The organism is Streptomyces sp. enrichment culture, assembly GCF_964272855.1.
Lineage (GTDB): Bacteria > Actinomycetota > Actinomycetes > Streptomycetales > Streptomycetaceae > Streptomyces.
Genome location: NZ_OZ186847.1, coordinates 7903190 through 7925625, shown reverse-complemented (window position 1 = coordinate 7925625; position 22436 = coordinate 7903190). Strand labels below are relative to the sequence as shown.

19 protein-coding genes and 1 pseudogene are annotated in these 22436 nt (G+C 71.9%); 9 read left to right on the top strand and 11 right to left on the bottom strand.

Annotated elements, in window-relative coordinates; genetic code table 11:
- Positions 1–145 precede the first annotated feature (145 nt).
- Positions 146–757, top strand: coding sequence for an Rv1733c family protein (locus ACSU6L_RS35315; RefSeq protein ID WP_437063571.1), 612 nt, complete (start codon positions 146–148; stop codon positions 755–757).
- Between the two features lie 80 nt (positions 758–837).
- On the opposite strand, the gene ACSU6L_RS35310 is transcribed toward ACSU6L_RS35315, so the two are convergent.
- Positions 838–1296 carry a Crp/Fnr family transcriptional regulator gene (locus ACSU6L_RS35310; protein ID WP_437063569.1) on the bottom strand — a complete coding sequence of 153 codons (459 nt, stop codon included), beginning with the start codon at positions 1294–1296 and terminating at the stop codon, positions 838–840.
- 259 nt (positions 1297–1555) lie between these two features.
- Between ACSU6L_RS35310 and ACSU6L_RS35305 the strand changes: the two genes are divergently transcribed.
- Positions 1556–2434: a universal stress protein gene (locus ACSU6L_RS35305; protein ID WP_437063568.1), complete on the top strand. Its 879-nt coding sequence runs from the start codon at positions 1556–1558 to the stop codon at positions 2432–2434.
- A gap of 55 nt (positions 2435–2489) precedes the next feature.
- Here ACSU6L_RS35305 and ACSU6L_RS35300 read toward each other — a convergent pair whose 3' ends face one another.
- From ACSU6L_RS35300 to ACSU6L_RS35285, 4 genes are all read right to left on the bottom strand, one after another.
- Positions 2490–2918, bottom strand: a complete 429-nt coding sequence (locus ACSU6L_RS35300) for an Hsp20/alpha crystallin family protein (protein ID WP_437063566.1) — start codon at positions 2916–2918, stop codon at positions 2490–2492.
- 336 nt (positions 2919–3254) lie between these two features.
- Positions 3255–4232 (bottom strand): Acg family FMN-binding oxidoreductase, encoded by a 978-nt coding sequence (locus ACSU6L_RS35295; RefSeq protein WP_437063564.1) that lies wholly within the window; start codon positions 4230–4232, stop codon positions 3255–3257.
- A 94-nt stretch (positions 4233–4326) separates the two neighbouring features.
- Positions 4327–5247: a pyridoxamine 5'-phosphate oxidase family protein gene (locus ACSU6L_RS35290; protein ID WP_437063562.1), complete on the bottom strand. Its 921-nt coding sequence runs from the start codon at positions 5245–5247 to the stop codon at positions 4327–4329.
- Between the two features lie 112 nt (positions 5248–5359).
- Positions 5360–5644 (bottom strand): DUF1876 domain-containing protein, encoded by a 285-nt coding sequence (locus tag ACSU6L_RS35285; protein ID WP_437063560.1) that lies wholly within the window; start codon positions 5642–5644, stop codon positions 5360–5362.
- 421 nt (positions 5645–6065) lie between these two features.
- Here ACSU6L_RS35285 and ACSU6L_RS35280 point away from each other — a divergent pair, with 421 nt between their 5' ends.
- Entirely contained in the window at positions 6066–7097 is a 1032-nt protein-coding gene (locus ACSU6L_RS35280; protein ID WP_437063558.1) for an alcohol dehydrogenase catalytic domain-containing protein, read from the top strand.
- Between the two features lie 79 nt (positions 7098–7176).
- A complete protein-coding gene (locus ACSU6L_RS35275) occupies positions 7177–8046 on the top strand; it encodes a universal stress protein (protein WP_437063556.1) in 870 nt (289 codons plus the stop codon).
- Positions 8047–8148: 102 nt separating this feature from the next.
- Here the strand turns inward: ACSU6L_RS35275 and ACSU6L_RS35270 are convergent, their stop codons facing one another.
- From ACSU6L_RS35270 to ACSU6L_RS35260, 3 genes are all read right to left on the bottom strand, one after another.
- Positions 8149–8655 carry a flavodoxin domain-containing protein gene (locus ACSU6L_RS35270; protein WP_437063554.1) on the bottom strand — a complete coding sequence of 169 codons (507 nt, stop codon included), beginning with the start codon at positions 8653–8655 and terminating at the stop codon, positions 8149–8151.
- 42 nt (positions 8656–8697) lie between these two features.
- Positions 8698–11391 carry a bifunctional acetate--CoA ligase family protein/GNAT family N-acetyltransferase gene (locus ACSU6L_RS35265; RefSeq protein WP_437063552.1) on the bottom strand — a complete coding sequence of 898 codons (2694 nt, stop codon included), beginning with the start codon at positions 11389–11391 and terminating at the stop codon, positions 8698–8700.
- Positions 11392–12068: 677 nt separating this feature from the next.
- Positions 12069–13139, bottom strand: coding sequence for a zinc-dependent alcohol dehydrogenase family protein (locus ACSU6L_RS35260; RefSeq protein WP_437063550.1), 1071 nt, complete (start codon positions 13137–13139; stop codon positions 12069–12071).
- A 177-nt stretch (positions 13140–13316) separates the two neighbouring features.
- On the opposite strand from ACSU6L_RS35260, the gene ACSU6L_RS35255 reads away from it, so the two are divergent.
- Together ACSU6L_RS35255 and ACSU6L_RS35250 are read left to right on the top strand one after the other, a co-directional pair.
- Positions 13317–13706, top strand: coding sequence for a four-helix bundle copper-binding protein (locus ACSU6L_RS35255; RefSeq protein WP_365512808.1), 390 nt, complete (start codon positions 13317–13319; stop codon positions 13704–13706).
- Positions 13707–14413: 707 nt separating this feature from the next.
- Positions 14414–15475 (top strand): PucR family transcriptional regulator, encoded by a 1062-nt coding sequence (locus ACSU6L_RS35250; RefSeq protein WP_437063548.1) that lies wholly within the window; start codon positions 14414–14416, stop codon positions 15473–15475.
- 341 nt (positions 15476–15816) lie between these two features.
- Here the strand turns inward: ACSU6L_RS35250 and ACSU6L_RS35245 are convergent.
- Positions 15817–16394 (bottom strand): annotated as a pseudogene (locus ACSU6L_RS35245) (NAD-binding protein); the annotation flags it as partial.
- A gap of 245 nt (positions 16395–16639) precedes the next feature.
- Entirely contained in the window at positions 16640–17209 is a 570-nt protein-coding gene (locus tag ACSU6L_RS35240; protein WP_437063546.1) for a hypothetical protein, read from the bottom strand.
- 819 nt (positions 17210–18028) lie between these two features.
- On the opposite strand from ACSU6L_RS35240, the gene ACSU6L_RS35235 reads away from it, so the two are divergent.
- From ACSU6L_RS35235 to ACSU6L_RS35225, 3 genes are all read left to right on the top strand, one after another.
- Complete coding sequence (locus ACSU6L_RS35235; protein ID WP_437063544.1) at positions 18029–19570, top strand: alanine/glycine:cation symporter family protein; 1542 nt, start codon at positions 18029–18031, stop codon at positions 19568–19570.
- A 228-nt stretch (positions 19571–19798) separates the two neighbouring features.
- A complete protein-coding gene (nhaA, locus tag ACSU6L_RS35230; protein ID WP_437063542.1) occupies positions 19799–21097 on the top strand; it encodes a Na+/H+ antiporter NhaA in 1299 nt (432 codons plus the stop codon).
- A gap of 22 nt (positions 21098–21119) precedes the next feature.
- Positions 21120–21614, top strand: a complete 495-nt coding sequence (locus tag ACSU6L_RS35225; RefSeq protein ID WP_437063540.1) for an SRPBCC family protein — start codon at positions 21120–21122, stop codon at positions 21612–21614.
- Between the two features lie 14 nt (positions 21615–21628).
- Here ACSU6L_RS35225 and ACSU6L_RS35220 read toward each other — a convergent pair whose 3' ends face one another.
- Positions 21629–22114 carry a transposase gene (locus ACSU6L_RS35220; protein WP_437063538.1) on the bottom strand — a complete coding sequence of 162 codons (486 nt, stop codon included), beginning with the start codon at positions 22112–22114 and terminating at the stop codon, positions 21629–21631.
- Between the last annotated feature and the right edge of the window lie 322 nt (positions 22115–22436).

Sequence of the window (22436 nt, the reverse complement as noted above, 5' to 3'; positions counted from 1 at the left end):
GTCGTGGGCCCGGCCGGGGCAGGTGGGAACGGTCCCGCCCGGTACCGGGCCGCCGGCCGTGCGGGGGACGCGAGAATGCCGGACGCTGAGAGTGTCACCCGCCCACGACGGCGAGCGACGCGACCTCACCACGGGAGGCGCCGCCATGACCACCGCGCCCACACCCCGCCCCGGCGGCAAGCCCGTAGGGGGGTGGCTGTGGCGGTGGCGGAACAACCCGCTGCGCCGCCTCAGCGACCGAGTCGAAGCCTGGCTCGTGCTGGGCGTCTGGCTCGCCGCCGTGCTGGGCGGCGCCGTCGCGGGCCTGGTTGCGGCCGACTCGGTCGGCCATGCCCTCGACGCACGGCGCGCGCAGACGCGGCCCGTGCCGGCCGTGCTGACCGAGGACGCGCCGAGGACCGTACCCGTCACGGAGGACGGCTCGGGCGGGGACACGGTATGGGCACGGGTGCGCTGGACCAGCCCCGACGGTGCCACGCACACCGGCCGCGCCCAGGTCGCGCCCGCCGCCGAGGCGGGCACGCGGGTGACGGTGTGGGCGGGCCCGAGCGGCGGAACAGGTGCCCGGCCGCCCACGCTCACGGAGTCGGCGGTCCAGGCAGCCGTCATCGGTACGCTGGCCGGGCTCGGCACCGCGGCGACGGCCTGGCTCGGCGGACGGCTCGCCCGCGCGCAACTGGACCGGCGGCGTCTGGCCCAGTGGGAGGCGGAGTGGCGGCAGGTGGGTCCGCGGTGGAGGAAGCGGATGACCGGCTGAACGGGCTCCGCCCCGGCGTCAGCGGAAGACGCGGGGCGCCGGCTCCCCGGGACGCCTCCCGGAGGACACGGGCACGCCGCTCATGTCTCGCTCCCGCTGCCGTAGGGGGCGTACAGGTCGAGCAGCCGGATGCGGGAGGCGTGCAGCCGGTCGGCGACCACCTGGCCGACCCAGAGCGCCACGGCTCGGCCGAACGCGGCGTCCTGCTCACACAGCGCCCGTACGGCTCGCGCGTCGAACTCGTACGCCCGTACCGCGGTCGTCGCCTGGGCGCCCAGGTGCCACATGTGCGGCGGGAAGTGCCAGGACCAGCCGACCAGTTGACCCTGCCCCAGCGACTCGATGACGGCACTGCGCCGGCCGGGGACGTGGAGGTCGAGAACGACCGTTCCGGTGCGCACGACCCAGAACCGGTCGGCTCGCTGGCCCTCCTCGAACAGGCGGGTGCCCTCCTCGAAGGACACCTCGCGGGCGAGCTGCATCAGCCGCTCGCGGTGCTCGGCCGGCAGGGCCCTGGCCAGGGTGGTGACGGACATCATCGCTTCGGCTCCTCTGGGTCGGCAGGAGAAGTCCGGGTCGAGGCGGCAGCAGCGGCCCGCTCCATGTGAAGGGCAGTCGGTCGGCGGCGCCCTGATTCCAGCGTCTGCCCGACCGCGGCCGCGCGCCACAGGCCGCCCGGAGTCCCCGCAGGGGCCGAACGTCCCCGGCGGGGGACGAACAGCCCCTCGTGGCGGACCCTTCCGGGTGCGACCGTGGAAGTGGTTCTGCAATCTGCCCGGTGACGAGGCGGTGGGAACGATGACGCTGGAACATCCCCTGGTCGTGGGCGTCGACGGGTCGGAAGGCAGCGACGTGGCGGTCGACTGGGCGGTGGACGAGGCCGCCCGGCACGGCCTCGCCCTGCGCCTGGTCCACGCCTCGCTGTGGGAGCGCTACGAGCACCTGACCCCGTCGGGGAGCCTGGAGCGCCCCGCCGAGCAGGTGCTGGCGGAACACATCGTCGCCTCCGCGGCCGAACGGGCCCGGCGGCGCGACCCCGACGTGAAGGTCCTCACCGACATCGTCGCGGCGGACGCGACGGACGCACTCCTCTCCGAGGGTGAGCGAGCCACGGCCCTGGTCACCGGATGCCGCGGCCGCGGCGGGCTGAAGGGCCTGCTGCTCGGCTCCGTCAGCCTGGCCGTCGCGGCCCGCGCGACCTGCCCGGTGATCGTGGTCCGCGGCGACAAGGCCGGCCTGGCCGGAACCCACGGCCGGATCCTCCTCGGCGCCGGGGACGCCCCGGAAAGCGGGGACGCCGCTGAGTTCGCCTTCCGCGAGGCCGAGTGCCGCCGGAGCATCCTGGACGCGGTCCGCGCCTGGCGCTGCCCCGCACACGAACCGGCCGGCTCCGCCACCGGCGAGGAACCGGCCCGGCATCACGAGCGGCAGGCCCGTACCGGGCTGGACGACGTCCTCCGTGCCGCCGTCGCCGCGCACCCCGGCGTACGGGTGCGCCCCGCGACCGTGGAGGGGCCCGCCCACAAGGTGCTGGTGCTCCGGTCGGCCGCGGCCGACCTCGTGGTCGTCGGGGCACGGCGCACGCAGGGCCGCTTCGGGCTCCAGCTCGGCCGGGTCGCACACACGCTGCTGCACCACTCGTACAGCCCGGTGGCCGTCGTGCCGCAGCGTGGCTGAACGTCGACAACCGGCCGGCGACCGACCCGTCGGCCGGTTCAACGCGAATCGACGCTCAACGCGAATCGACGCTGAGGGGCCGCCTCACCGGGATGGTCCTGATGCCCGTCGTCGCCTCCTGCACCGGCATCGTGATGGTCAGGACACCGTGCTCGCACTCGGCCGTCGCCCCGTCGCTCCTGGCACCGGGCGGCAGCGGGGTGAAGTGCCCGTAGTGGAATATCGCGGCGCCTTGATCGGTGGTCTCACCGATGGGCTCCGCACGCAGGGTCAGGCAACCTTCCGAGACGGTGATCTCGATCTCCTCGGCCTCGATCCCCGGAAGCTCGGCCCGCAGCACGAACCTGTCGTCCACCAGGCGTTCCTCGACGTGGATCCCGTGCGTCGCCGGAATGGTGTCCAGCTCGGGGAATCCCGCCTCCAGCCAGTCGGACGGATCGGACAGTGCGGGCCGGCCGGGGAGCCGGTCGGTCGTAGCGCTCATGTCTGTGCCTCCTTCTCCCCACATACAGCGTCGCCGCCGGAGCCCGCGGACGCATGGGCCGACCGGCCCCATACGGGCCCGTCCGGCCCTGTCAGCCGATCGGCGAATCCGCGGAGCCTCCCCGTGCCGGTTCACGACGCCCGCCCGTGATCGGCGGCACAGGCCACGAAAACGTCCGTCGGTGCGCCGCCCGTGTGGAGGAAACGCTGGTCGAGAATGGCGGCGAGGTCTCTCAGCGCACCGGCGAGCAGCTCACCCGCCAGTCGTACCTCGGGCCGGGTCGCCGCCTGTCCGTGCTCGGCGAGCGCGGCGGCCGCTGCCGTCGCCGAGGGCGGGTCAGGGCTGGATGTCGAGTACCTCCGACACCGGGCGGCGGGGGGTGAGGGGTCCTTTGGGGCCGTAGCCCAGGCGCAGCAGCATCTGGGTGTAGCCCGTCCCGGTCACCGGGTCGCGCAGCGGCCAGCGCAGATCGGTCCACTCCAGGGGCTGGGTGACGAAGGAACCGGCCAGGCCCTCCACCGTGGCCACCAGCAGGACGCGTTCCACGGCCTGGCCGGCGCGCAGCCAGTCCTCCGGGCGGTCGTTGAGCGTGCTGACGAGGGCGAGTTGAGGGTTCCGTTCGAAGTCCTCCGTGTCCCGTCCCGCCACCCGGCGCCGGCCCGCGAAGTCGCGCATCGGGGCCTTGCCCCCGCGCTTGCGCGGCCCGAAGGCGTAGTCGGGGACTCCGTCGTCGGTCGTGTTCACCGAGGGCGCGTCGATTCGGGTCCATTCGGCCAGGTCCTGGTCGCTGCCGCGGTCGGTGAGGTTGCGCGCCTCGGCTTCCTGGACCAGCTCCAGCACCTCCTGAAGGTGCCATGAGGTGGGGAACGACAGCATGGCCCCCTCATGGCGGGCGGCCTCGCCGAGCGCCGTGCGCACGGCTTCGGGGATCTCCGTCTCCTCGAACGGGAAGCGGCTGCTGTGCCGTTCGTGGACGGCCGGATACAGCGCGCCGAGGTCGCTCGACCCGCTTTCGCCCGTTCCGTTGCCGGGCTCGGTCAGCCGTACGGCCGCGAGGAGCGCCGGGTCGGCCGGGTCGTGCAGCAGCCGGGTCTCAGGCTGCCAGCCCTCGTGGGCCACGGCGACCCTCAGGTTCAGCAGGGCGGCGCCGCAGCCGATGTGCAGGGCCCGGGTCCGGGGGTCGGCGTGCGGCATGGCGCGGTCGAAGTCGGCGCGCAGCTCGAACGTGCGGCTGTGGCGCAGGTAGCGGAAGCGCCAGGGCTGCGCGTTGTGCATCGACGGAGCGGCGGCGGCGTCGCCGACCAAGGCCGTCACGCGTTCATCGGATGGTGGTGCTGGTCGGCTCACCGGAGCCTCCCTCCTCCCGCGAGTCGGCGGCACGCCGAGGACGGGACCACGTTGCGGCGGCTCATCGGTCGGCAGGCATGATGCGTCGGCCGGTGAGGGTCGCGGGCCGGATCGACACCCACATCTCGCGTCGGCCGCCGGCCCATGGGGTGGTGTGGGCGCGCTGGGCGAGCGCGCGCACGGCGTCGGGCTCCGTGACGACGCTCGCGGTACCGACGGCGAGCACGCTCCAGCCCTCGCTCATGGCCTCGTCCACGTGGTCGACCTCGAAGGCGACCTCCTGGCCCACGGCCGCCGCGGGGACGGAGTCGGGAGCCGTCCGGAAGACGATCGCGTCACCGACGATCTCGTAGTTGACCGGGACGACCGCCGGGCGGCCGTCGGACGTCGACACCGCGATACGTCCCACACCGTGCGTGGAGAGCAGAGTGCGGCACTCCTGCGGGTCGAGATCCTTGAGCCGCGGGTGCAGCAGCGCGTGGCCTTGCCCGGGGGGGAGATCGGCGCCGCCGCCGCGCAGGGCGCCGACGGTGGTGCCGAGCGCGTCGGCGAGCCTGATGAGCGTCGCCACGCTCGGGTCGGCGGGCTGCTCCTCCAGATAGGCCAGGTAGCCGGGCGACATACGGGCGCGGGCGGCCGTCGTCTCCCGGCTGAGCCCCCGCCTCCGGCGTTCGGCGGCCACGCGCCGGCCGATGTCCCCGGGGTTGAGTGTCCCCGGCGGGGCCCCCGCGGGCCTGGCCTGCGCCTCACCCGTTTCCGGCTGGGGAGAGTCGTAGGCGGTCCCGGCTTGTTCGCGCTCGAGATGGCGGATGTGCGCGTCGGGCCCGGGGAAGACGAGCGTCACTTCGTCCGTGTCCGACCAGCGCACGTCGTACGGAGGTGTTCCGTCGTCGTGGTGGAGTCCGACGATCTCCCCGTCGCGCCTGGTCACGCCGGTCGCCGGGCTTTCGATGACGAGTTGGTCGCCGAGGTGAGCTCGCATGATCGCCGCCCTCTCCTCACAGTCGTGCTGTATCCAACGTGCCACGTGCGGCACGTCGCCGCAGGGGACGGCGGGCCGCCCGTCCCGGAAGGCTGATGTTCCCGGTGTCGGGTCATACGGGCCAGCCGGCGACCTGGCGGGTCGCCCGGGGCGCGCCCGTGTCCGCGATGTCGCGCTCGGCCGCGTTCAGGACCTGCTGGGCCAGGTTGTTCATCGCCCGGCCTGCCGCCAGTTCGTCGCCGATCTCCGGCACGTTCGTGTCCGCCGGGTGGCATTGCGCGGTCCCGTGGCCGGTGAGCGCCATGGTGCCGGTGTCCGGCACCACCTCCGCCTCGGTCGTCCCCTGGTCGTCCTCGAAGAGGTGGAGCCGGACCTTCCACTCCGCCGTGTGCGGCATCGTTTCCCTCCTCACCTCGGTGCGGGCCGATGCGGTCCGCGCGTGGCCGGTTCTGGTTCCGGGGGCCGGGCCGTGGCGAGCCGGCCGTCACACGTTTCTCGACGCGGTGCCGGAGGTGGTCGGTGAGTTCGCGCAGCCGCTCGGAGACCGTCGTACGGGGAGGCGCGGGCCGCCGGCGGCAGCGCGGCCGGATCCGCGGCGAACTTCTCGCGGCTTGCGCCGAGCGTGGGCCTGGCGCCGGTGCGTCGTACTCCACCATCTTGTACGCGGAGTCCAGGTACGACGCGTCGGCCGAGACTCCGGCGCGGGTGCCGCCCCGAGGTCGCCGCCGTACGGCCGGGCCGACGGTCCCGGTTGCCCGGGCGTCCTTGCGGAGCGACGGTTGAGGGAGCCGGGCGAGTCGGCCAGGGAGTGGGTGACCATGCGAGCGCTCGTCTACCACGGCCCCGGACAGATCTCCTGGGACACGGTCGAGGATCCGGCGATCGAGGACCCCGCCGACGCCGTCGTACGCGTCGACGCCACCAGCGTCTGCGGCACCGATCTGCACATCCTCCGCGGAGACCTCCCCGAGGTGAAACCGGGGACGATCCTCGGCCACGAGGCCGTCGGCGAGGTCGTGGAGGTCGGCAGCGACGTGCACGACCTGCGCCCGGGGGACCAGGTGATCGTCTCGTCCGTCTCGGCCTGCGGCCACTGCCAGTCGTGCCGTGACGGCCTGTACGGACAGTGCCGCGGTGGCGGCGGATGGGCCCTGGGAAGTCTGATCAACGGAACCCAGGCCGAGCTGGTGCGGGTACCCTTCGCCGACTTCTCCACCCACCGGCGGCCCTGGAACCTCCCTCTCGACGACGCGGTCCTGCTCTGCGAAGTCCTCCCCACCGCCTACGAGATCGGAGTGCGCAACGGACACGTGAGCCCGGGAGACGTCGTGGCGGTGGTGGGCGCGGGCCCCGTCGGCCTCGCCACGGCCATCGTCGCCCGGCTCCTCACACCCCGCCGGATCATCGTGGTGGACCTGTCCACCACAAGGCTGGAAGCCGCGGCCCGACTGCGACTCGCCGACGCCGCCGAACTGCCGGGGAAGATGATCGCCGAACTGTCCGAGGGACCCGGCGCCGACGTGGTCATCGAGGCGACGGGCGAACCGGACGGCTTCGTCCTGTCCACCCGCGCCGTCCGCACCGGAGGACACATCGCCAGCATCGGCACCCACGGCAGACCGGTCACCCTGCACCTGGAATCCCTCTGGCGCAAGAACGTCCTGATCAGCACCGGACAGGTGGACACGTCCTCCACCCCCTGGCTGATGGAACTGGTGCAGTACGGACGCCTGCACGTCTCCCCCCTGATCACCCACACCTTCACCCTCGATCAGACACCCGACGCCTACGACGTCTTCTCGCACAGCGCCACCTCCGGCGCCCTCAAAGTCGTGATGCACCGCCAGTGAAGCTCCCATGTGATGCCGCTCGCGCCCGAGCGCGACATGGTGGACGTGAGCGTTCAGCCGTCGAAGGGCAGGAGGAGCGATGAGCGGCTTGGTGACCGTAGGAGTCGACGGTTCGGAGCAGAGCCTCGACGCCGTCGCCTGGGCGGCTCGTGAGGCCGAGTACCGCGACGCCGGCCTGCGTGTGGTGAACGCCGTCAGCGACCCGCCGGCCGTGGCGTGGGATCCCGTGCTGGCGAGGGCGGCCACGGACCGTCTCCGCGAGGACGCGGAGCAACTGCTGGCCGACGCCGAGGCACGGGCGCGGTCGGTGGCCCCGGAGATCGACGTCTCGGGGGTGGTCCTGCCCGGTGACCCTCTGACCGTGCTGGAGGAACAGTCCCGGTCGTCGCAGCTGGTCGTGGTGGGCAGCAAGGGCCTCGGCGGGTTCAAGAGCCTGCTGCTCGGCTCGACCGCGATCGGGCTCGCGGCGCACGGTCGGTGTCCCGTCCTCGTCGTACGGGAGCCGACGGAGCCGTCGGGGCCGATCCTGCTCGGGGTCGACGGCTCCCCCGCCGGCGCGGCGGCCGTCCGGTTCGCCATGGAGGCAGCCGCCGCGCGGGGCGCCCGAGTCGTCGCCCTGCACGCGTGGACCAACTGGAACGCGCCCATGCCCCCTCCGCACGACCCCGACGAGCCGTACTCCAACCCGCCCGGGTCGCTCGCCGCCGCCGAGGAGCGCCTGCTGACCGAGGCACTCGCGGGCATCAGGGAGCGGTATCCGGATGTGAAGGTGGAGCACCGCACGGTGCACGGACCGACCCGGCCGGCACTGATCGAGGCCAGCCGCTCGGCCCGGCTCACCGTCGTGGGCTCGCGCGGCCGTGGCGGCTTCGGCGGCCTGCTGCTCGGGTCGGTCAGCCAGGCCGTGCTCCATCACGCGTCGAGCCCCGTGGCAGTCGTCCGGGGCTGACGAGGAGGCGCCCGCCGGACGAGCCGCGGACCGCTGCCGCGCGGGCCTGGCGAGGCGGTGACCGGCGCGAGGCGGTGACCGGCTCCCCCTGTCCGCCGCCGGTCAGAGCGGGGCGGGCGCCGCGATCTCGTCGGCGACCCGCGCCGCCCACCGTTCGATGCCGGGGAAGTCCCGGAAGTCGCCGCCCCTGCCGTCGCGCAGGATCATCCGGGCGACGAAGCCCCGCGCGCCCTCCTCCAGGCAGCCGCCGAAGGTGATGTGCTCCTGGGCGTCGAGCCGGGTCATGACGCGCCGCACGCCGGGCACGGGCGGGATGTTCCGCTCGGTGGCCGAGGCGTCCAGCGGGCCGCTGCTGAACAGCCACAGCGGACGCTCGGCGAGGGCGCGGCGGTGCCGCCGGACGAACCGGCGGGCGTCCTTGTGCCACCGCCCGGCGTACAGGGCGCCGCCGACCACGACGGCGTCGTACGGTGTGACGTCGTCGACCGCGCCGGCCGGCGCCGTCTCCACGGTGAGCCCCCGCGTGCGCAGCACATCGGCGACGGTCTCGGCGATGCGCGCGGTGGAGCCGTTCGTCGTGCCGTAGGCGACCAGCACTCTCTCCGTCATGGTGATCAGCCGTCCTCTCGGTGCTTCACTTCCGTTCCCCCCTCAGCGGAGCCGGCGCAGATAAGGGTCCCGGGGCCGGCGGGGCAGCAGGCGAAGCCGCGCGTCCAGCACGGTGACGCCGCCCGGGGTGGCGAGTACGGGGTTGAAGTCGGCCTCCGCCAGTTGCGGCAGGTCACTCGCCATGCGGGACAGCCGCAGCAGCAGCTGTTCGAGTCCTTCGAGGTCGACGGGGCCGCCGCCCTGCGCCCCGACCAGCAGCGGAGCGCAGCGCGGGGAGAGGATCAGGTCGTGGACGTCGTGGTCGGTGAGCGGTGCCAGGCGCGCCGCGTGGTCGGCGAGCACCTCGGTGGCGGTGCCGCCGAGGCCGAACAGCACCAGCGGGCCGAACACCTCGTCCTGGACCACACCGGCGAACAGTTCGGTGCCGCGGCCGGCGAGCGGCTGGAGGACCACGCCGGCGAGCAGGCCCGCGAACCGGGTCTCCAGGTCCCGGTAGGCGGCCCGCACCTGGGCGTCTCCCCGGAGGTCCAGATGTACGGCGTGCTGCGCGCTCTTGTGCACCAGCCCGGGCCAGTAGCCCTTCATCACCACACGGCCGTCGGCGCCGCGCAGCCGCTCGGCGGCGCGGACCGCCGCGTCCTCGGTGTCGGCCCAGGCCCAGGGCAGTTGGGGAATGCCGTAACACTCCAGGAGCGCGGCGCCGCGGTGGGGGTCGAGCCAGCCGCCGTCCGGGTGGGTGGCGAGGTAGGCGTCGACCGTGCGGCGGGCCCGTTCCGTCTCCACGTCGGGGAGAACGGGAACGGTGCCGACGGGCCTCGCCAGCCAGGCCGCCCGGCGAGCGGCGTGGGCCAGGGCGCGTGCGGCGGCCTGGGGTTCCGCGTACGACGGTACGGTCGTGCCGCCGGACGCCGGCAGCAGCTCGACCGGGAGGGCCTGCTCCAGCCGGATCGCGGCGACCGGCTTCGGCCTGCGGCCGGGGGCCTGTGTGACGGCCCGCAGGAGGTCGTCGCCGGTCGCCGCGGCCACGGCGGTGGGGACCAGGGCGACGAGGACGGCGTCGACACCGTCGTACCGCATGACCCGGTCCAGACAGTCACCGAGTTGTTCCTCGCTGACGGCGGCGGTGGTGTCGAGGGGGTTGCCCACGGCCGCCCCTTCGGGCAGAACCGCGCGCAGGTCCTCGGCCAGTCCGGGGGTGGGCGGCGGCACGGCCAGGCCGGCCTCCGCGCAGGCGTCCGCGGTGAGGACTCCGGCACCGCCCGCGTTGGTGACGATCGCGACGCGCGGTCCGGCGGTCAGCGGCTGGGAGTGGAGCAGAGCGGCGGTTTCCAGGAGTTCCCCGATCGAGTGGGTGGCGGTGATCCCTGCCTGTGTGAACAGGGCCTGCCGGGTCATGGTGCGGGTGGCCGCGGCGGCGGTGTGCGAGGCCGCGGCACGCCGGCCGGCCTCCGTGCGCCCGGCGTCGACGGTGAGCACGGGAATGCGGCGGGTGACACGTCGGGCGGTGCGGGAGAACGCGCGGGGGTTCCCGAAGGACTCCAGGTGCAGCAGGGCGAGGTCGGTGCGGCCGTCGCACTCCCACCACTGGAGCAGGTCGTTGCCGCTGACGTCGTACTTCTCGCCCAGGGACGCGAAGGACGACAGGCCGATGCCGAGCCGGGAGAGGCCGTCGAGCAGGGCGATGCCCACGCCGCCCGACTGGACGGCGACGCCCGCGGTGCCGGGGCGCGGATGGTCGGCGGCGAAGGTGGCGTCGAGACGGACGCCGGGCTCGGTGTTGGAGACGCCGAGGCAGTTGGGCCCGACGAGGCGCATGCTGTACGTGCGGCAGGCCGAGACGAGAGCCCGCGCCTGGCCGGCGTCGAGCCCCGCGGTGACGACGAGCAGCGCACGTGCTCCCGCCTCTCCGCACTGCTGCGCGACGACGGGAACCGATGCGGCCGGCACGGCGACGACCACGAGATCGGGCGGGACGGGCAGCGCGGTCACCGACGGGTGGCACGGCACGCCGAACAGGGACGTGGCGGCGGGGTTGACCGCGAACAAGCGGCCGGTGAAGCGCCCGGCCTTCAGATGGTGCAGGATGGCCCGGCCGACCGAGCCCGGCCTGCGCCCGGCACCGACGACGGCGATCGTGCGCGGTCGCAGGAGGGCCTGGAGGCTGGCGGTGTCGGCGGCCCGCCCGCGTTCCTCCACGGCCGACAGGTAGGTGTCACTCGCGTCGAGCGCGATGCTGCAGCGCACCTCGGGGCCGTCGAAGTGCCGGGCCGTTCGCAGTCCCAGGTCGGCGAAGAGTTTCAGCACCGGGCGGTTCTCGCTGAGCGCGTCGGCCGTGAAGTCCGTGACGCCGTCGGCACGGGCGGCCGAGACCAGATGCTCCATGAGCAGCGTGCCCACCCCGCGGTGGTGAAGCCCGTCGGCGACGGCTATGGAGATGTCGGCCTCCCCGCCGGTGCCGCCCGTGTCGTATTCGGCCAGCCCGATCACCCGTCCCTGCCGCTCGGCGAGCAGGGCGCGGTATCCGGGGCGCGGCGGGGCACAGGCGCGGTCGGCGGCCGCACGCGCGGATGCGGGACTGGCGGAGAAGAAGCGCAGTCGCAGGTTGTCCAGGGACATCTGCTCGTACAGAGCCCGCAGTTGAGCGTGGTCGTCGGGTTCCACCGGGCGGATGCACACGGTGGTGCCGTCCATGAGCAGGGCGTGGACCGGTGTGCGGGTGATCGTTTCGTCCCTCATCGCCGATTCTCCTCACCGCTCGACGCTGGTGCGGCACCACGGCCACCGGGCACGCCGAGTGGTGCGGCACCGAGCGGGCGACCCGGCACAGGCGAGCGTCCGTCCACCCCTGCGCCAACGGAGCGGTTCATGGCGCTGCCTCCTCGTCGGCGGTCTGCTTGCTCGTCGGCGGTCTGCTTGCTCGTCGGCGGTCTGCTTCCAGCATCGCGGCAGGCCGAGCGTGTCCACAGGGGCCGAATGTCCCAGGCCGAGACCGACCGGCCCACCCCGGCCGGGCCCGGCGTCGGCCATACGGCGTCGGGCACAGGACCGTACGGCCCCGCTGCGACCGCTTGCGTGCGCGGGACCGCTTGCGTGCGCGGAGCCCATGGGAGGCGGCCGTGGGCAGGGTGCTCGGGCTCCGCCCCTTTTGCTCCGGGGCCGCATGCCCCTTGCCACCACAGGGCTCGTGCGGTGTGCTTGAAGTGACGGGAAGGACCTGACTTGGACGCGGGGAAGCGGCTCGCGGCCGCGCACCGCGCAATGAGGATCCGCAAGAAGCGGGTGAGTCCTTCCCGCCCTCATGCCGCGCTCACGGGTCCGGAGCCCGCCACCGCGCGCCACTGCCGCCGCCCCGACGCTCCACGTGGCTGTGGCTGTGGCCACCGACGTACGCACGAGCACTCCGCCGTCGGCGATCAGTGCGTCACGACGGCCACTTCCTCGTGCGACTCCCCGCCGAGCACCACCTTGAGCGCACCGGTGTCGGCGGCCCGCGCGAAGACGTCGTACGCCTCCGCCATGTGCTGCAGCGGGAAGGTGTGGGTGACCAGTGCGGGGGCGGGCAGCCGGCCGGCGGCCGCCATCCGCAGCAGGGTGGGCGTCGAGTGGGTGTCGACGAGGCCGGTGGTGAGGGTCAGGTTCTTGATCCACAGGTCTTCCAGGTGCAATTGCGCCGGCTTGCCGTGAACGCCGACGTTGGCGACGTGGCCGCCGGGCCGCACCATGCGGGTGCACAGTTCGAAGGCCTCGGGCAGTCCGACGGCCTCGATGACCACGTCCGCACCGAGCCCGTCCGTCAGATCGGCGATCAGTTCTTCCGGCGCCTCCGCCGGGTCCGCCACCGCGTCGGCGCCCAGCTTCCGCGCGGCCTCCCGTCGGGACGCGGCCGGGTCGACGGCGAGGATCCGCTCGGGGCTGAACAGCCGTGCGGTGGCGATGGCCGCGAGGCCGATGGGCCCGGCGCCGACGACGGCGACGGTGTCGCCGGGCCGTACTCGTCCGTTCAGGACGCCGACCTCGTAGGCGGTCGGGAAGATGTCCGCCAGGAGTACGGCGTCCCGGTCCGGGAGCGCGGCGGGCAGCGGGTGCACCGACAGGTCGGCGTGCGGGACGCGCACGTACTCCGCCTGGGTGCCGTCGATCAGATGGCCGAGGATCCAGCCTCCGCCGCCTCGGCACTGGCCGTACATCGCCTTACGGCAGTAGGCGCAGCGTCCGCAGGCCGTGATGCAGGAGATCAGGACCCGGTCGCCCGGGCGGACCGAACGCACGTCGGCGCCGGTCTCCATGACCTCGCCCACCGCCTCGTGCCCGAGAACCGTGCCGGGGCGCACCTCCGGGACGTCGCCCTTGAGGATGTGCAGGTCGGTGCCGCAGATGGTGACGGAGTCGACGCGCACGATCGCGTCGGTGGGCTCCTTCACGTCCGGATCCGCCACGTCCTCCCAGGAGGACTGGCCGGGGCCGTGGAACACGTAGCCCTTCATGATGATCCTTCCTGGATTCACGCACAGAGCTTTGCTTTCCCCTCATCCAGCTTGTGCCGTCACGCGCAACCTCGCTTGGGCACCGTCACGTTTGCGCTGCCTGCTCGTGCCCACCCGGCAGACGCGAACGGCATCCGGAGGAGGCGATCCACGGTGACCACGGTCAACGTCAACGACATGCTCGACACCTACCCCGCCGACCTGGGACAGGTGGACCGGGCCAAGCTGACCCGCTGTATCGAGGAGTGCCAGGCCTGCGCCCAGGCGTGCACGGCCTGCGCGGACGCGTGCCTGTCCGAGGGCATGGTCGGCGACCTCACCAAGTGCATCCGTACCGACATGGACTGCGCCGACATCTGCAATGCCACCGCCGCCGTCCTGTCCCGGCACACCGGCTACGACGCCAACATCACCCGCGCGATCCTCACCGCGTGCGCCACCGCCTGCAAAGCCTGCGGCGACGAATGCGCCACGCACGCCGACACCCACGAGCACTGCCGCCTGTGCGCCGAGGCCTGCCGCTCCTGCGAGCAGGCGTGCAACGCACTCATCCAGGCACTCGGCTGACTGGCCTTCTGCGGCGCCGGGTGTCTTCCAGGTCCGGATCCACGCACGGGTCCGCCGACGATGCGACGGAGCACGGACCCCCGGTCCTGCCTTCACCGGTCGCTCGCCGCGTCCCCGTGCCCAGGCCGGTGGTCCTGAGGTCCCTCCCAGGAAGTCGGAAGAGTACGGTCCCGGAGCTGCCGCCCCCTGTACGGCAGCTCCGGGACGGTGGCCGGTCAGCCCTCGGCGCTGCCGTTCAGGCCGCGGCCTCCGCGAGTGCCTTCGCCTTGGCGCGGCCTTGATGTGACCGCGAGCGCGGTGACTGCCCGGGTCGTACGGAGTGCTGTTCGCCCCGTCCCGTCGGTCCGGGGGTGAGGTCACGAGGACGGCGGGGACCTGTGAGGCCGTGTCGTCGGGCCTGCGCCATGTCCTCACCCCCGAGCCGTTCGGTCGGACCCGGCGCTCGCGCTCGTCGCCGACTGCGGCGCCGGGTCCCTCCCCGTGTTTCTGCCGCGCCCATTTTCAACTGACCGTGCCGGAGCGCGCATTGCCGTGTTCCGGCAATCTTGACGCCTCGTTGATGCCTGACCGTGCCCCATACCGCGATACCGGCCCGTCCGACGCGGTCACCCGAGGCCTCCCGGCCTCCCCCGTGGACCGGCGATCTGCCAGTCTTGGCCGCTGCGGAAAGAAGGCATATGCAACGCGTCAAGAACACAGGAGGACGGGTGACAGGGCGGGAGATACCCGACGAGTATCTGGAGGGGTATGCCCGGCTGCTGACCGAGGTGTGCGCGACGGGCCGCCGCCTCACCCGGGAGGAGCTGGAGTCCCTGCGGGCCCGGGGCGAGCTCGCCGCGGAGGCCGGCTACGGGCTGCGGGCTCTCGTACGCCGGCACATGGCCGTGGCCCGCGACACCTGGCCCACGCTGTCGCCCGCCGCCGGGAGCCATGTGCTCGCCGCCATGGACCAGGCGATCGACGCCTTCGCCGAGGGACACGAACGGGCACAGCTGCTCGCCGTACGGCAGGAGGAAGCGGCACGCCGGGAGTTCATCGACGACCTTCTCTACGGCCGCAGCGACCTGGGCCGTCTCGCCGAGCGGGCCGAGCGTTTCGGCCTGCTTCTCTCCCGAGCGCACGCCGTCGCCGTCGCTCAGGGCTGCAAGCCGGTGCAGGACGCCGCCCCCGCCGCCCGGCAGGTGGAGCACGCCGTGGTCAACCGGTTCGGCAAGCGGCGCGTCCTGCTCACGACCAAGGACGGCCGGCTGGTCTGTGTCGCGCCCGGTGACCAGGACGACGTGCTGTCGTTCTTCGCCAAGCAGGCGCACGCGGCCACCGACGGCGGTCAGGTCGCCATCGGACGTCCCCACCCGGGCGCCGGCGGAGTCGTCCACTCCTACGAAGAAGCCCTCAATGCCCTCGATCTCGCCGAGCGGCTCCACATCCAGGAGCCGGTGCTGCGCGCAGTAGACCTCCTCGTCTACCCGGTTCTGGCACGCGACCGGCAGGCCATGGCGGACCTCGTGCGCACCACCCTCGGACCGCTCAAGGACGCACGCGGGGGTGCCGGGCCCTTGATCGAGACGCTGACGGCGTACTTCGACTCCGGTTGTGTCGCTGCCGAGGCAGCACGTCGTCTCAGCCTGAGCGTCCGGGCCTTCACTTATCGCCTGGAACGCATTCACGCGCTCACCGGCGCCAACCCCGCCGACCCCGTCCACCGATACGCTCTGCAGACAGCGGTGATCGGTGCGCGGCTGCTCGGTTGGCCCGGCGACGACGTGTGACCGGCCGCGGACCGGAGATGGCTGGACCACATCGGTGACCTTCGAAGGAAGGGGAGCAGCGATGTGGTCGGCTCCGCGACGCCCATCCGTCCGGCCCCGTCCGGATCTGGACCCTGGAACGATGTCCGATGGCGGACTGGCAACTGTTGGCAACTGTCCGGCGACAAAGGGCCTGCGCTGGGCCGCGGTCGACGTGTCTCCGACGCCTGCACGAGGCACACCCGGGCCCGGGGACGCGGACGGCGCCACCGCTCAGCCCTGGAATGCCCCGAACCTCCGCGACAGGTGGCAGCCAGCCGCGTTCAGGACTCGACGTCGCGCGCCACGACGGTGAACAGCCCCGACTGCAGCACATGGCCGGAGTGGAGGTCCCACAGGGTGCGGTGGACGGCGGTGGCGATGTCGTCGTCGTACAGCCGCAGGGCGACGCGCAGGCCGGCCTTGACCGTTCGGCCGTGGAGGGCGGCCTCCAGGTTGGTGGTGCCGGAGCTGGTGAGAGCGAGCAGGGCATGGGCGCGATGGACCTTGGGGGTGGTTTCCAGGACGCCGTCCTCGGTGACGCCGCCGAGGACGACCGGTACTCCCAGGCCACGGGCGAGTGCGATGCCGCGGGCCTCGGGACCCTCTTCGACGCACACCACCGGGATGTCCGGATCCCGCAGGCGGGCCGGCACGCGGGTACCGATCTTGCCGAGGCCGAGCAGGACGACGTGCCCGGACAGCCTGCGGGGCGGGCGCCGCGGCGCGCCGGCAGAGCCGAAGGTTCCCAGTGCTTCCAGCGCGCCGGCGATGAGCAGGGGCGACAGCGCCAACCGACGAGTCCGGACCGCGGTTGCAGGATCTGACGGGACGTGGAGTCGCCGACCGCCGGGTCGCCGATGGCGAACAGATCGAGGAGTGTGAGGTACGCGGCGTGCAGGAAGTTGCAGGAATCGGCCGGTTCCATCGAAGTCCGCGCGGTCGCCGCGTCCGTCGTCTGCGATCACGCGGACCCAGCCGCCTGGCGACCGTCTCTGCCACACGCGTACGGCCTCGAGGGTGAACCGGGCGGTCCGCAGGCACTCCTCGGCGGACCCTTCGTCTCAGCCCCGCAGGGACGCGCGGAGAGGAAGGCTCGCTCGTCCGAGGCCGTCTGCCACGTGGTGCTGCCCGGGCGCCGCCGGCTCATGGCCGCTCCGAGGCGGGTGGCGTAGGGAGTCGTGAAGCGGCGTCCAGCTCCGCGATGACGAGGGTGAGGGTGCCGCCGCCCGCCGCGATGAGACCGAAGACGGCGACCATGGTCCGCTGGTTCTGCTTGCGCAGGTCGTCGTACTCGCTCCTGGTGATCTCGATCCGTGTGCGGTACGGGTCGGAGGTGTCGACGGCGTAATAGTGCCCGCGGTGCGCTTCGCCGCCGGAAAGGGAACCTTCGTCGGCCTGGGCCGCGGCGAGCAGTGCTGCTCCGCCCAGACCCAGCGCGACGAGGCAGACGTGCACCGAGTGCGGCAGGGCGCGCAGCGCCGACCACTGGAGTGATTTGTTGCTCACCGAGCCGCCCGACCGGAAGTCCAGGGCGATGCCCCGGAAGATCGTCGCGGCGTGCAGGGGGACGAGGAACGCGAAGGTGACGCCGAGCGACAGTCCCGTGTTCGTGAATGCCGGCGCGCCCGCAACGAAAGTGAGCGCGCCGATGAGCATCACTGCCGCGCCGAGGCCCAGTTGCAGCCCCGCATGGATCTTGAAGCTGGTCCTCACGCCCCGCCCCTCTGCTTCCGGCCTACTCGGCGATCTCGACGGCCTCCGGATCGGCGTCGACGACCAGGCTCAGGAGAAGGAGCACCGGGCCGGAAATGCCGAGACCAAGAAACCAAGCCATGCCCGTGCCCCCTCGGCCGTGATGTCCTGCCTGCCGTCGAGAGGATCGTCGCACCGAACGGGTTACCGATTCACTGCCGGAGTCCGGCAGTCCCTGCGCGCTCTCGACTGCCGCCTCCACACGATCCACACGAACGCGGCGCCGTCTCCTGTCCGCTCCGCTGCTGTGCTGCGCGCTCGCGGCGAGCATCAGCCGGGCGTGTCCGAGCCGGGCCGGCGTCGCGGGCGTTGCCCCGCGCGGCCGCCGACTGACTGGTACGAGCTCGGGCTCGCCCGACGACTCTCTGACGCGCTGTGATCAAGCAGGACACGGCGTCGAGAAGCGACTTTTAGGCAGGTGCGTCGCGCGAGATGCTGCTGACCTGCGAAGTAAGTGGCCGGTGAACGGATCTCGATGTCCGGATAACGGTCACGTCACGAGTGCTGGAGCTTTTCCGGATTACCGAGAGTTAAGTGATCTACATCACTAAAGAATCCGTAAAGACGTGGTAGAACTGCGCAACTCCGCAGGTGGCACCACCCCTGGCGACCGCGCGGAGCGTCGGCGCACCAGCCGACTGCACGACCAGGGTGATCACGGTCCGAGTCCGCGGACCGCGCACCCAGGGTCGCCGATCGGACAACGGCGTTCGCTCAAAGACCGCACATCTCCCGGCGCAGCCTTCCCTGTGCCGGTACCGCGCCATCGAGGTAGTCACCGTGTCACTCGATTCGTTCACCCAGTCCGTCGACAAGGCAGTCAGCGGATTCTTCGAGCCCATAGCCGGCTGGCTCGTGGAAGTCGTCTTCTACTCCGTCCCCGTGGGCGGTACGGATCTCCCGCTCATCGTCGCCTGGCTGGTCGTCGCTGGTCTGGTGTTCACCGGCTGGTTCGGCCTCGTCCAGGTCCGCAAGTTCAAGCTGGCCCTCAATGTGGTGCGCGGCAAGTACGACGAGAAGGGGTCGGCCGGCGAGGTCAACCACTTCCAGGCTCTGACCGCCGCGGTCTCCGGCACTGTGGGCCTCGGCAACATCGCCGGTGTGGCCGTCGCCGTCTCCATCGGCGGTCCCGGCGCCACGTTCTGGATGATCCTTTGCGGCCTGCTCGGCATGGCCACCAAGTTCGTCGAGGTCACCCTCGGCGTGAAGTACCGCGAGGTGCACGCCGACGGCACTGTCTCCGGCGGCCCCATGCACTACCTGCCCAAGGGCCTGGCAGACCGCTTCGGCGCGAACGGCAAGAAGCTCGGCAAGGTCCTCGCGATCCTGGCCTCCGCCATGGTGCTCTTCTTCGGCCTGTTCGGCGGCAACCTCTTCCAGGTCAACCAGTCCTACGCCCAGCTGGTGTCCGTCACCGGCGGCGAGGACGGCCTGATGGGCTCCTCCGCCGGCGCGCTCTTCTTCGGCCTGCTGGTCGCGGCCCTCGTCGGCATCGTGCTGCTCGGCGGCATCCGCTCCATCGCCAACGTCACCAGCAAGCTCGTGCCCGCCATGGCCGGCATCTACATCGTCGGCTGCCTGGTCGTGATCCTGGTCAACGTCACCGCCGTACCGTCCGCGATCGGCGCGATCATCGAAGGCGCCTTCAATCCCGAGGGTGTCGCGGGCGGTGTGCTCGGCGCGCTGATCATCGGCTTCAAGCGGGCGGCGTTCTCCAACGAAGCCGGTCTCGGCTCCGCCCCGATCGCGCACTCTGCGGTCAAGACCAAGCACCCCGCGAGCGAGGGCCTGGTCGCCCTGCTGGAGCCGTTCATCGACACCGTCATCATCTGCACGATGACCGCGCTGACCATCGTCATCGCGAACCCGGCCAGCTACGCGGAGGCCCGCGCCGACCAGTCCATCGCCGGCGTCACGATCACCTCCGACGCCTTCGGCACCGTCCTGCCCTGGTTCCCGTACATCCTCACCGTCGCGGTGATGCTCTTCGCCATCTCCACGGTGCTGACCTGGGGTTACTACGGCCTCAAGGCGTGGACGTACCTCTTCGGCCGCAGCAGGGCCAGCGAGCTGGCGTACAAGGTCGTCTACACGGTCTTCGCCGTCGCGGGTTCCCTGCTGACGCTGCAGACGCTGATCGACATGGCCGACGCGGTGCTCTTCATGCTCGCCGTCATCAACATCATCGGCCTGTACCTCCTCGCTCCGATCGTCAAGCGGGAGCTCCACTCCTTCCTCGCCTTCGTGAAGAAGCGCGACGCCGGTGAGATCTCGGACGACGGGTCCGACGAAGACCAGGAGTCGGTGAAGACCACCGTCTGACCGCCCCCCGGCGGCCCGGCTCCTTCGAGAGGGTCTGTCCCCACCTCGCGCCTTGGTGGGGGCAGGCTCTCTCGCCCGTTCCAGCAGGTCACAGACGTCCTGGCGAGAAATCCGGTCACCCGATAGGGTGTAAAGAACGCATCAAGAGATGCTGGTGTGCCGGGAAGTCTGGTCGGCGTCCGAGGGCTTGTGCGCCCGCAGTCGACACGCCCCGGAGGATTCCTTCCCATGCCCCAGGCACGCCCGCGCAAGACCGTGTTCGGCTTGCTGCCCTGGCCCGAGCGACAGGCCATCGCCGAGTCCCTGCGCACGGAGACGGTCGGCGGACTCGTTCTCCTCGCCGCGGCGGTCATCGCGCTCGTGTGGGCGAACAGCCCCTGGGGCGGGACGTACGAGGCCATACGGGACTTCCACTTCGGCATACCCGCCCTCGGCCTCGATCTGTCCGTCGGTCACTGGACCGCCGACGGACTCCTCGCCGTCTTCTTCCTCGTCGCCGGCATCGAGCTGAAACGCGAACTCGTCGTCGGCGAACTGCGTACCCCCGCCACCGCGGCGCTCCCCGTGATCGCCGCCCTGTGCGGCATGGCCGTACCGGCCGCGCTCTACGCCCTCACCGCCGCCGCGGGCGGTGGAAGCACCGACGGGTGGGCCGTTCCGATGGCCACCGACATCGCCTTCGCCCTCGCCGTCCTCGCGGTCATCAGCACCCACCTGCCCTCCGCGCTCAGGGCGTTCCTCCTCACCCTCGCCGTGGTCGACGACCTCGGCGCGATCCTCATCATCGCGGTCTTCTTCACCACCGACCTCAACCTGTGGGCGCTCGCGGGGGCGTTCGCCGGTCTCGTCGTCTTCCACGTCCTGCAGCGGCTGCGCATACGCGGGTGGTGGTGGTACGTCCCGCTCGGCGTGGCGATCTGGGCGCTGATGTACAACGGAGGCGTCCACGCCACCGTCGCGGGCGTCGCCATGGGGCTGATCCTGCGCACCACCCGCGACGAGGAGGAGGAGCAGTCACCGGCGGCCCGGGTCTCCCACCTCGTCCACCCCTTCTCGGCGGGCGTCGCCGTTCCGCTTTTCGCCCTCTTCGCCGCCGGTGTCAGCGTGTCCGGCGATGCCTTGACCAGGGTGTTCACCGACCCCGAGCCGCTCGCCGTCCTCGTCGGCCTGATCGCCGGCAAGACCCTCGGGGTCTTCCTCGGTACCTATGGGGCCGCCCGTTTCACGCGGGCCCGGCTCAACCCCGACCTCGCCTGGGCCGACGTCCTCGGACTCGCGGTCCTGGCAGGCATCGGGTTCACGGTCGCCCTGCTCATCGGCGAACTGTCCTTCCCCGACGCCGTCCAGGCCGAGCACGTCAAGGCAGCCGTCCTTCTCGGCTCATTGACCGCCGCCCTGCTCGCCTCCGTCCTCCTGCGCCGCCGCAACCGTGTCTACCGGCGCCTGTTCGAGGAGGAGGAGCGGGACGACGACGCCGACGGCATCCCCGACATCTACCAGGAGGCCCGGCCGGACCGCACCGGCTGAGCCGTAAGGGCTCCCGCTGGGCATGCTCGCTCGTGCGCACCGTGGTGAGGCACGGTCTACCCTTGCTGGGATGACGTCCCTCGCTGTTACTGCTTCTTCGCACTCATCGGCGTCTGCCGCCATCGTCTACGCGGCGCTCCTGGATGCAGAATCCTGGCCATTGTGGTCCCCCTATGCTGACGTCGAGTGGGATGTGCCTGCGGGAGTCGACCGACCGGCACGCGTGGGTGACCTGCGCACCATCCGTTCCCGCACCGGACGTATGTGCTGCCGCGAGCGCGTCGTCGAGATGGTTCCCGACCAGCGGTTCAGCTACGAACAGTCCGCAGGGCTGTTCACGTCTCATCAAGGGTCTGTGGACCTGGCCCGAGCCCTCCATGGCGGCACCAACATCACCTGGTCAGCGACCTACCGACACACCCTTCCTCTCTTGGACATGCTCAGGAGACGGCGTCTGCAGGTTTGGGTCCACGATCTCGCGTCATACGCCAACTCAATCGTGAGTCGTAACTCCTAGAATTGCAGCACAAGTCACGATTCGATCTTCGTGAGACGCCTCCAGCAGATGAGGCTGCAGGCGAGGGAGACGAAGGCGTCGTGGAGTTCGGTTCGTCGTTCCCAGCGGACGGCGAGGCGTTTGAACTGGTGGAGCAAGGCGAAGGTCTGCTCGACTTCGTAGCGGAGCTTGCCCAGGCCCTCGATGTTCGGGGCGCCTCTGCGGGAGATCACCGGCAGGATCCGGCGTTTGCGTAGTTCGCGGCGATGGGGGTCGGAGTCGTAGCCCTTGTCGCCGAGCAGGGCCTGGGGGCGTCGTTGGGGCCGGCCCGGGCGTCCGGCGACGGGCGGGATGCCGTCGATCAGGGCGAGGGTCTGGGTGATGTCGTTGACGTTGGCCGCGGTGGTGATGACCTTCAGCGGGGTGCCGCGTCCGTCGAGATCAGGTGGTGCTTGCTGCCCGCCTTCCGGCGGTCGACCGGCGACGGACCGGTGTCGGCGCCCCCTTTTTCGCCCGGACATGGGAGCCGTCGACGGATGCTCGGGACCAGTCCAGCTCGCCGGCCGCGTTCAGCCCGGCGAGCAGGATCCGGTGCAGCCGGTCGAAGACCCCGTGCTGGTGCTGTGCTGGGCGCTGCTGAAAGAGCTACGGGAGGACCCAGGCGCCGGCCTCGCCCGGCACCATGCGCTGCACGGGCTGCAGGACGTTGTACGGACGATGGTCGGCGACGTCGTGTCGGCACAGGGCCGGAGCCGCCGCCCTCGTCTGTGGCGGGCGGCGAAGGCCCGCACCGAGCCCGACGACGAAACGAGGCCGAACTGGTACTTCAGCAGTACTTCTCCG

Bases quoted from the DNA above. Each gene is read 5' to 3' on its own strand.
- ACSU6L_RS35285 (WP_437063560.1), bottom strand. From the start codon at position 5,644: ATGCCGCACACGGCGGAGTGGAAGGTCCGGCTCCACCTCTTCGAGGAC.
- ACSU6L_RS35255 (WP_365512808.1), top strand. From the start codon at position 13,317: ATGCTCGACACCTACCCCGCCGACCTGGGACAGGTGGACCGGGCCAAG.
- ACSU6L_RS35280 (WP_437063558.1), top strand. From the start codon at position 6,066: ATGCGAGCGCTCGTCTACCACGGCCCCGGACAGATCTCCTGGGACACG.
- ACSU6L_RS35270 (WP_437063554.1), bottom strand. From the start codon at position 8,655: ATGACGGAGAGAGTGCTGGTCGCCTACGGCACGACGAACGGCTCCACC.
- ACSU6L_RS35305 (WP_437063568.1), top strand. From the start codon at position 1,556: ATGACGCTGGAACATCCCCTGGTCGTGGGCGTCGACGGGTCGGAAGGC.
- ACSU6L_RS35310 (WP_437063569.1), bottom strand. From the start codon at position 1,296: ATGATGTCCGTCACCACCCTGGCCAGGGCCCTGCCGGCCGAGCACCGC.
- ACSU6L_RS35265 (WP_437063552.1), bottom strand. From the start codon at position 11,391: ATGAGGGACGAAACGATCACCCGCACACCGGTCCACGCCCTGCTCATG.
- nhaA (WP_437063542.1), top strand. From the start codon at position 19,799: ATGCCCCAGGCACGCCCGCGCAAGACCGTGTTCGGCTTGCTGCCCTGG.
- ACSU6L_RS35225 (WP_437063540.1), top strand. From the start codon at position 21,120: ATGCTCGCTCGTGCGCACCGTGGTGAGGCACGGTCTACCCTTGCTGGG.
- ACSU6L_RS35300 (WP_437063566.1), bottom strand. From the start codon at position 2,918: ATGAGCGCTACGACCGACCGGCTCCCCGGCCGGCCCGCACTGTCCGAT.
- ACSU6L_RS35315 (WP_437063571.1), top strand. From the start codon at position 146: ATGACCACCGCGCCCACACCCCGCCCCGGCGGCAAGCCCGTAGGGGGG.
- ACSU6L_RS35260 (WP_437063550.1), bottom strand. From the start codon at position 13,139: ATGAAGGGCTACGTGTTCCACGGCCCCGGCCAGTCCTCCTGGGAGGAC.
- ACSU6L_RS35275 (WP_437063556.1), top strand. From the start codon at position 7,177: ATGAGCGGCTTGGTGACCGTAGGAGTCGACGGTTCGGAGCAGAGCCTC.
- ACSU6L_RS35220 (WP_437063538.1), bottom strand. From the start codon at position 22,114: ATGTCCGGGCGAAAAAGGGGGCGCCGACACCGGTCCGTCGCCGGTCGA.
- ACSU6L_RS35290 (WP_437063562.1), bottom strand. From the start codon at position 5,247: ATGCGAGCTCACCTCGGCGACCAACTCGTCATCGAAAGCCCGGCGACC.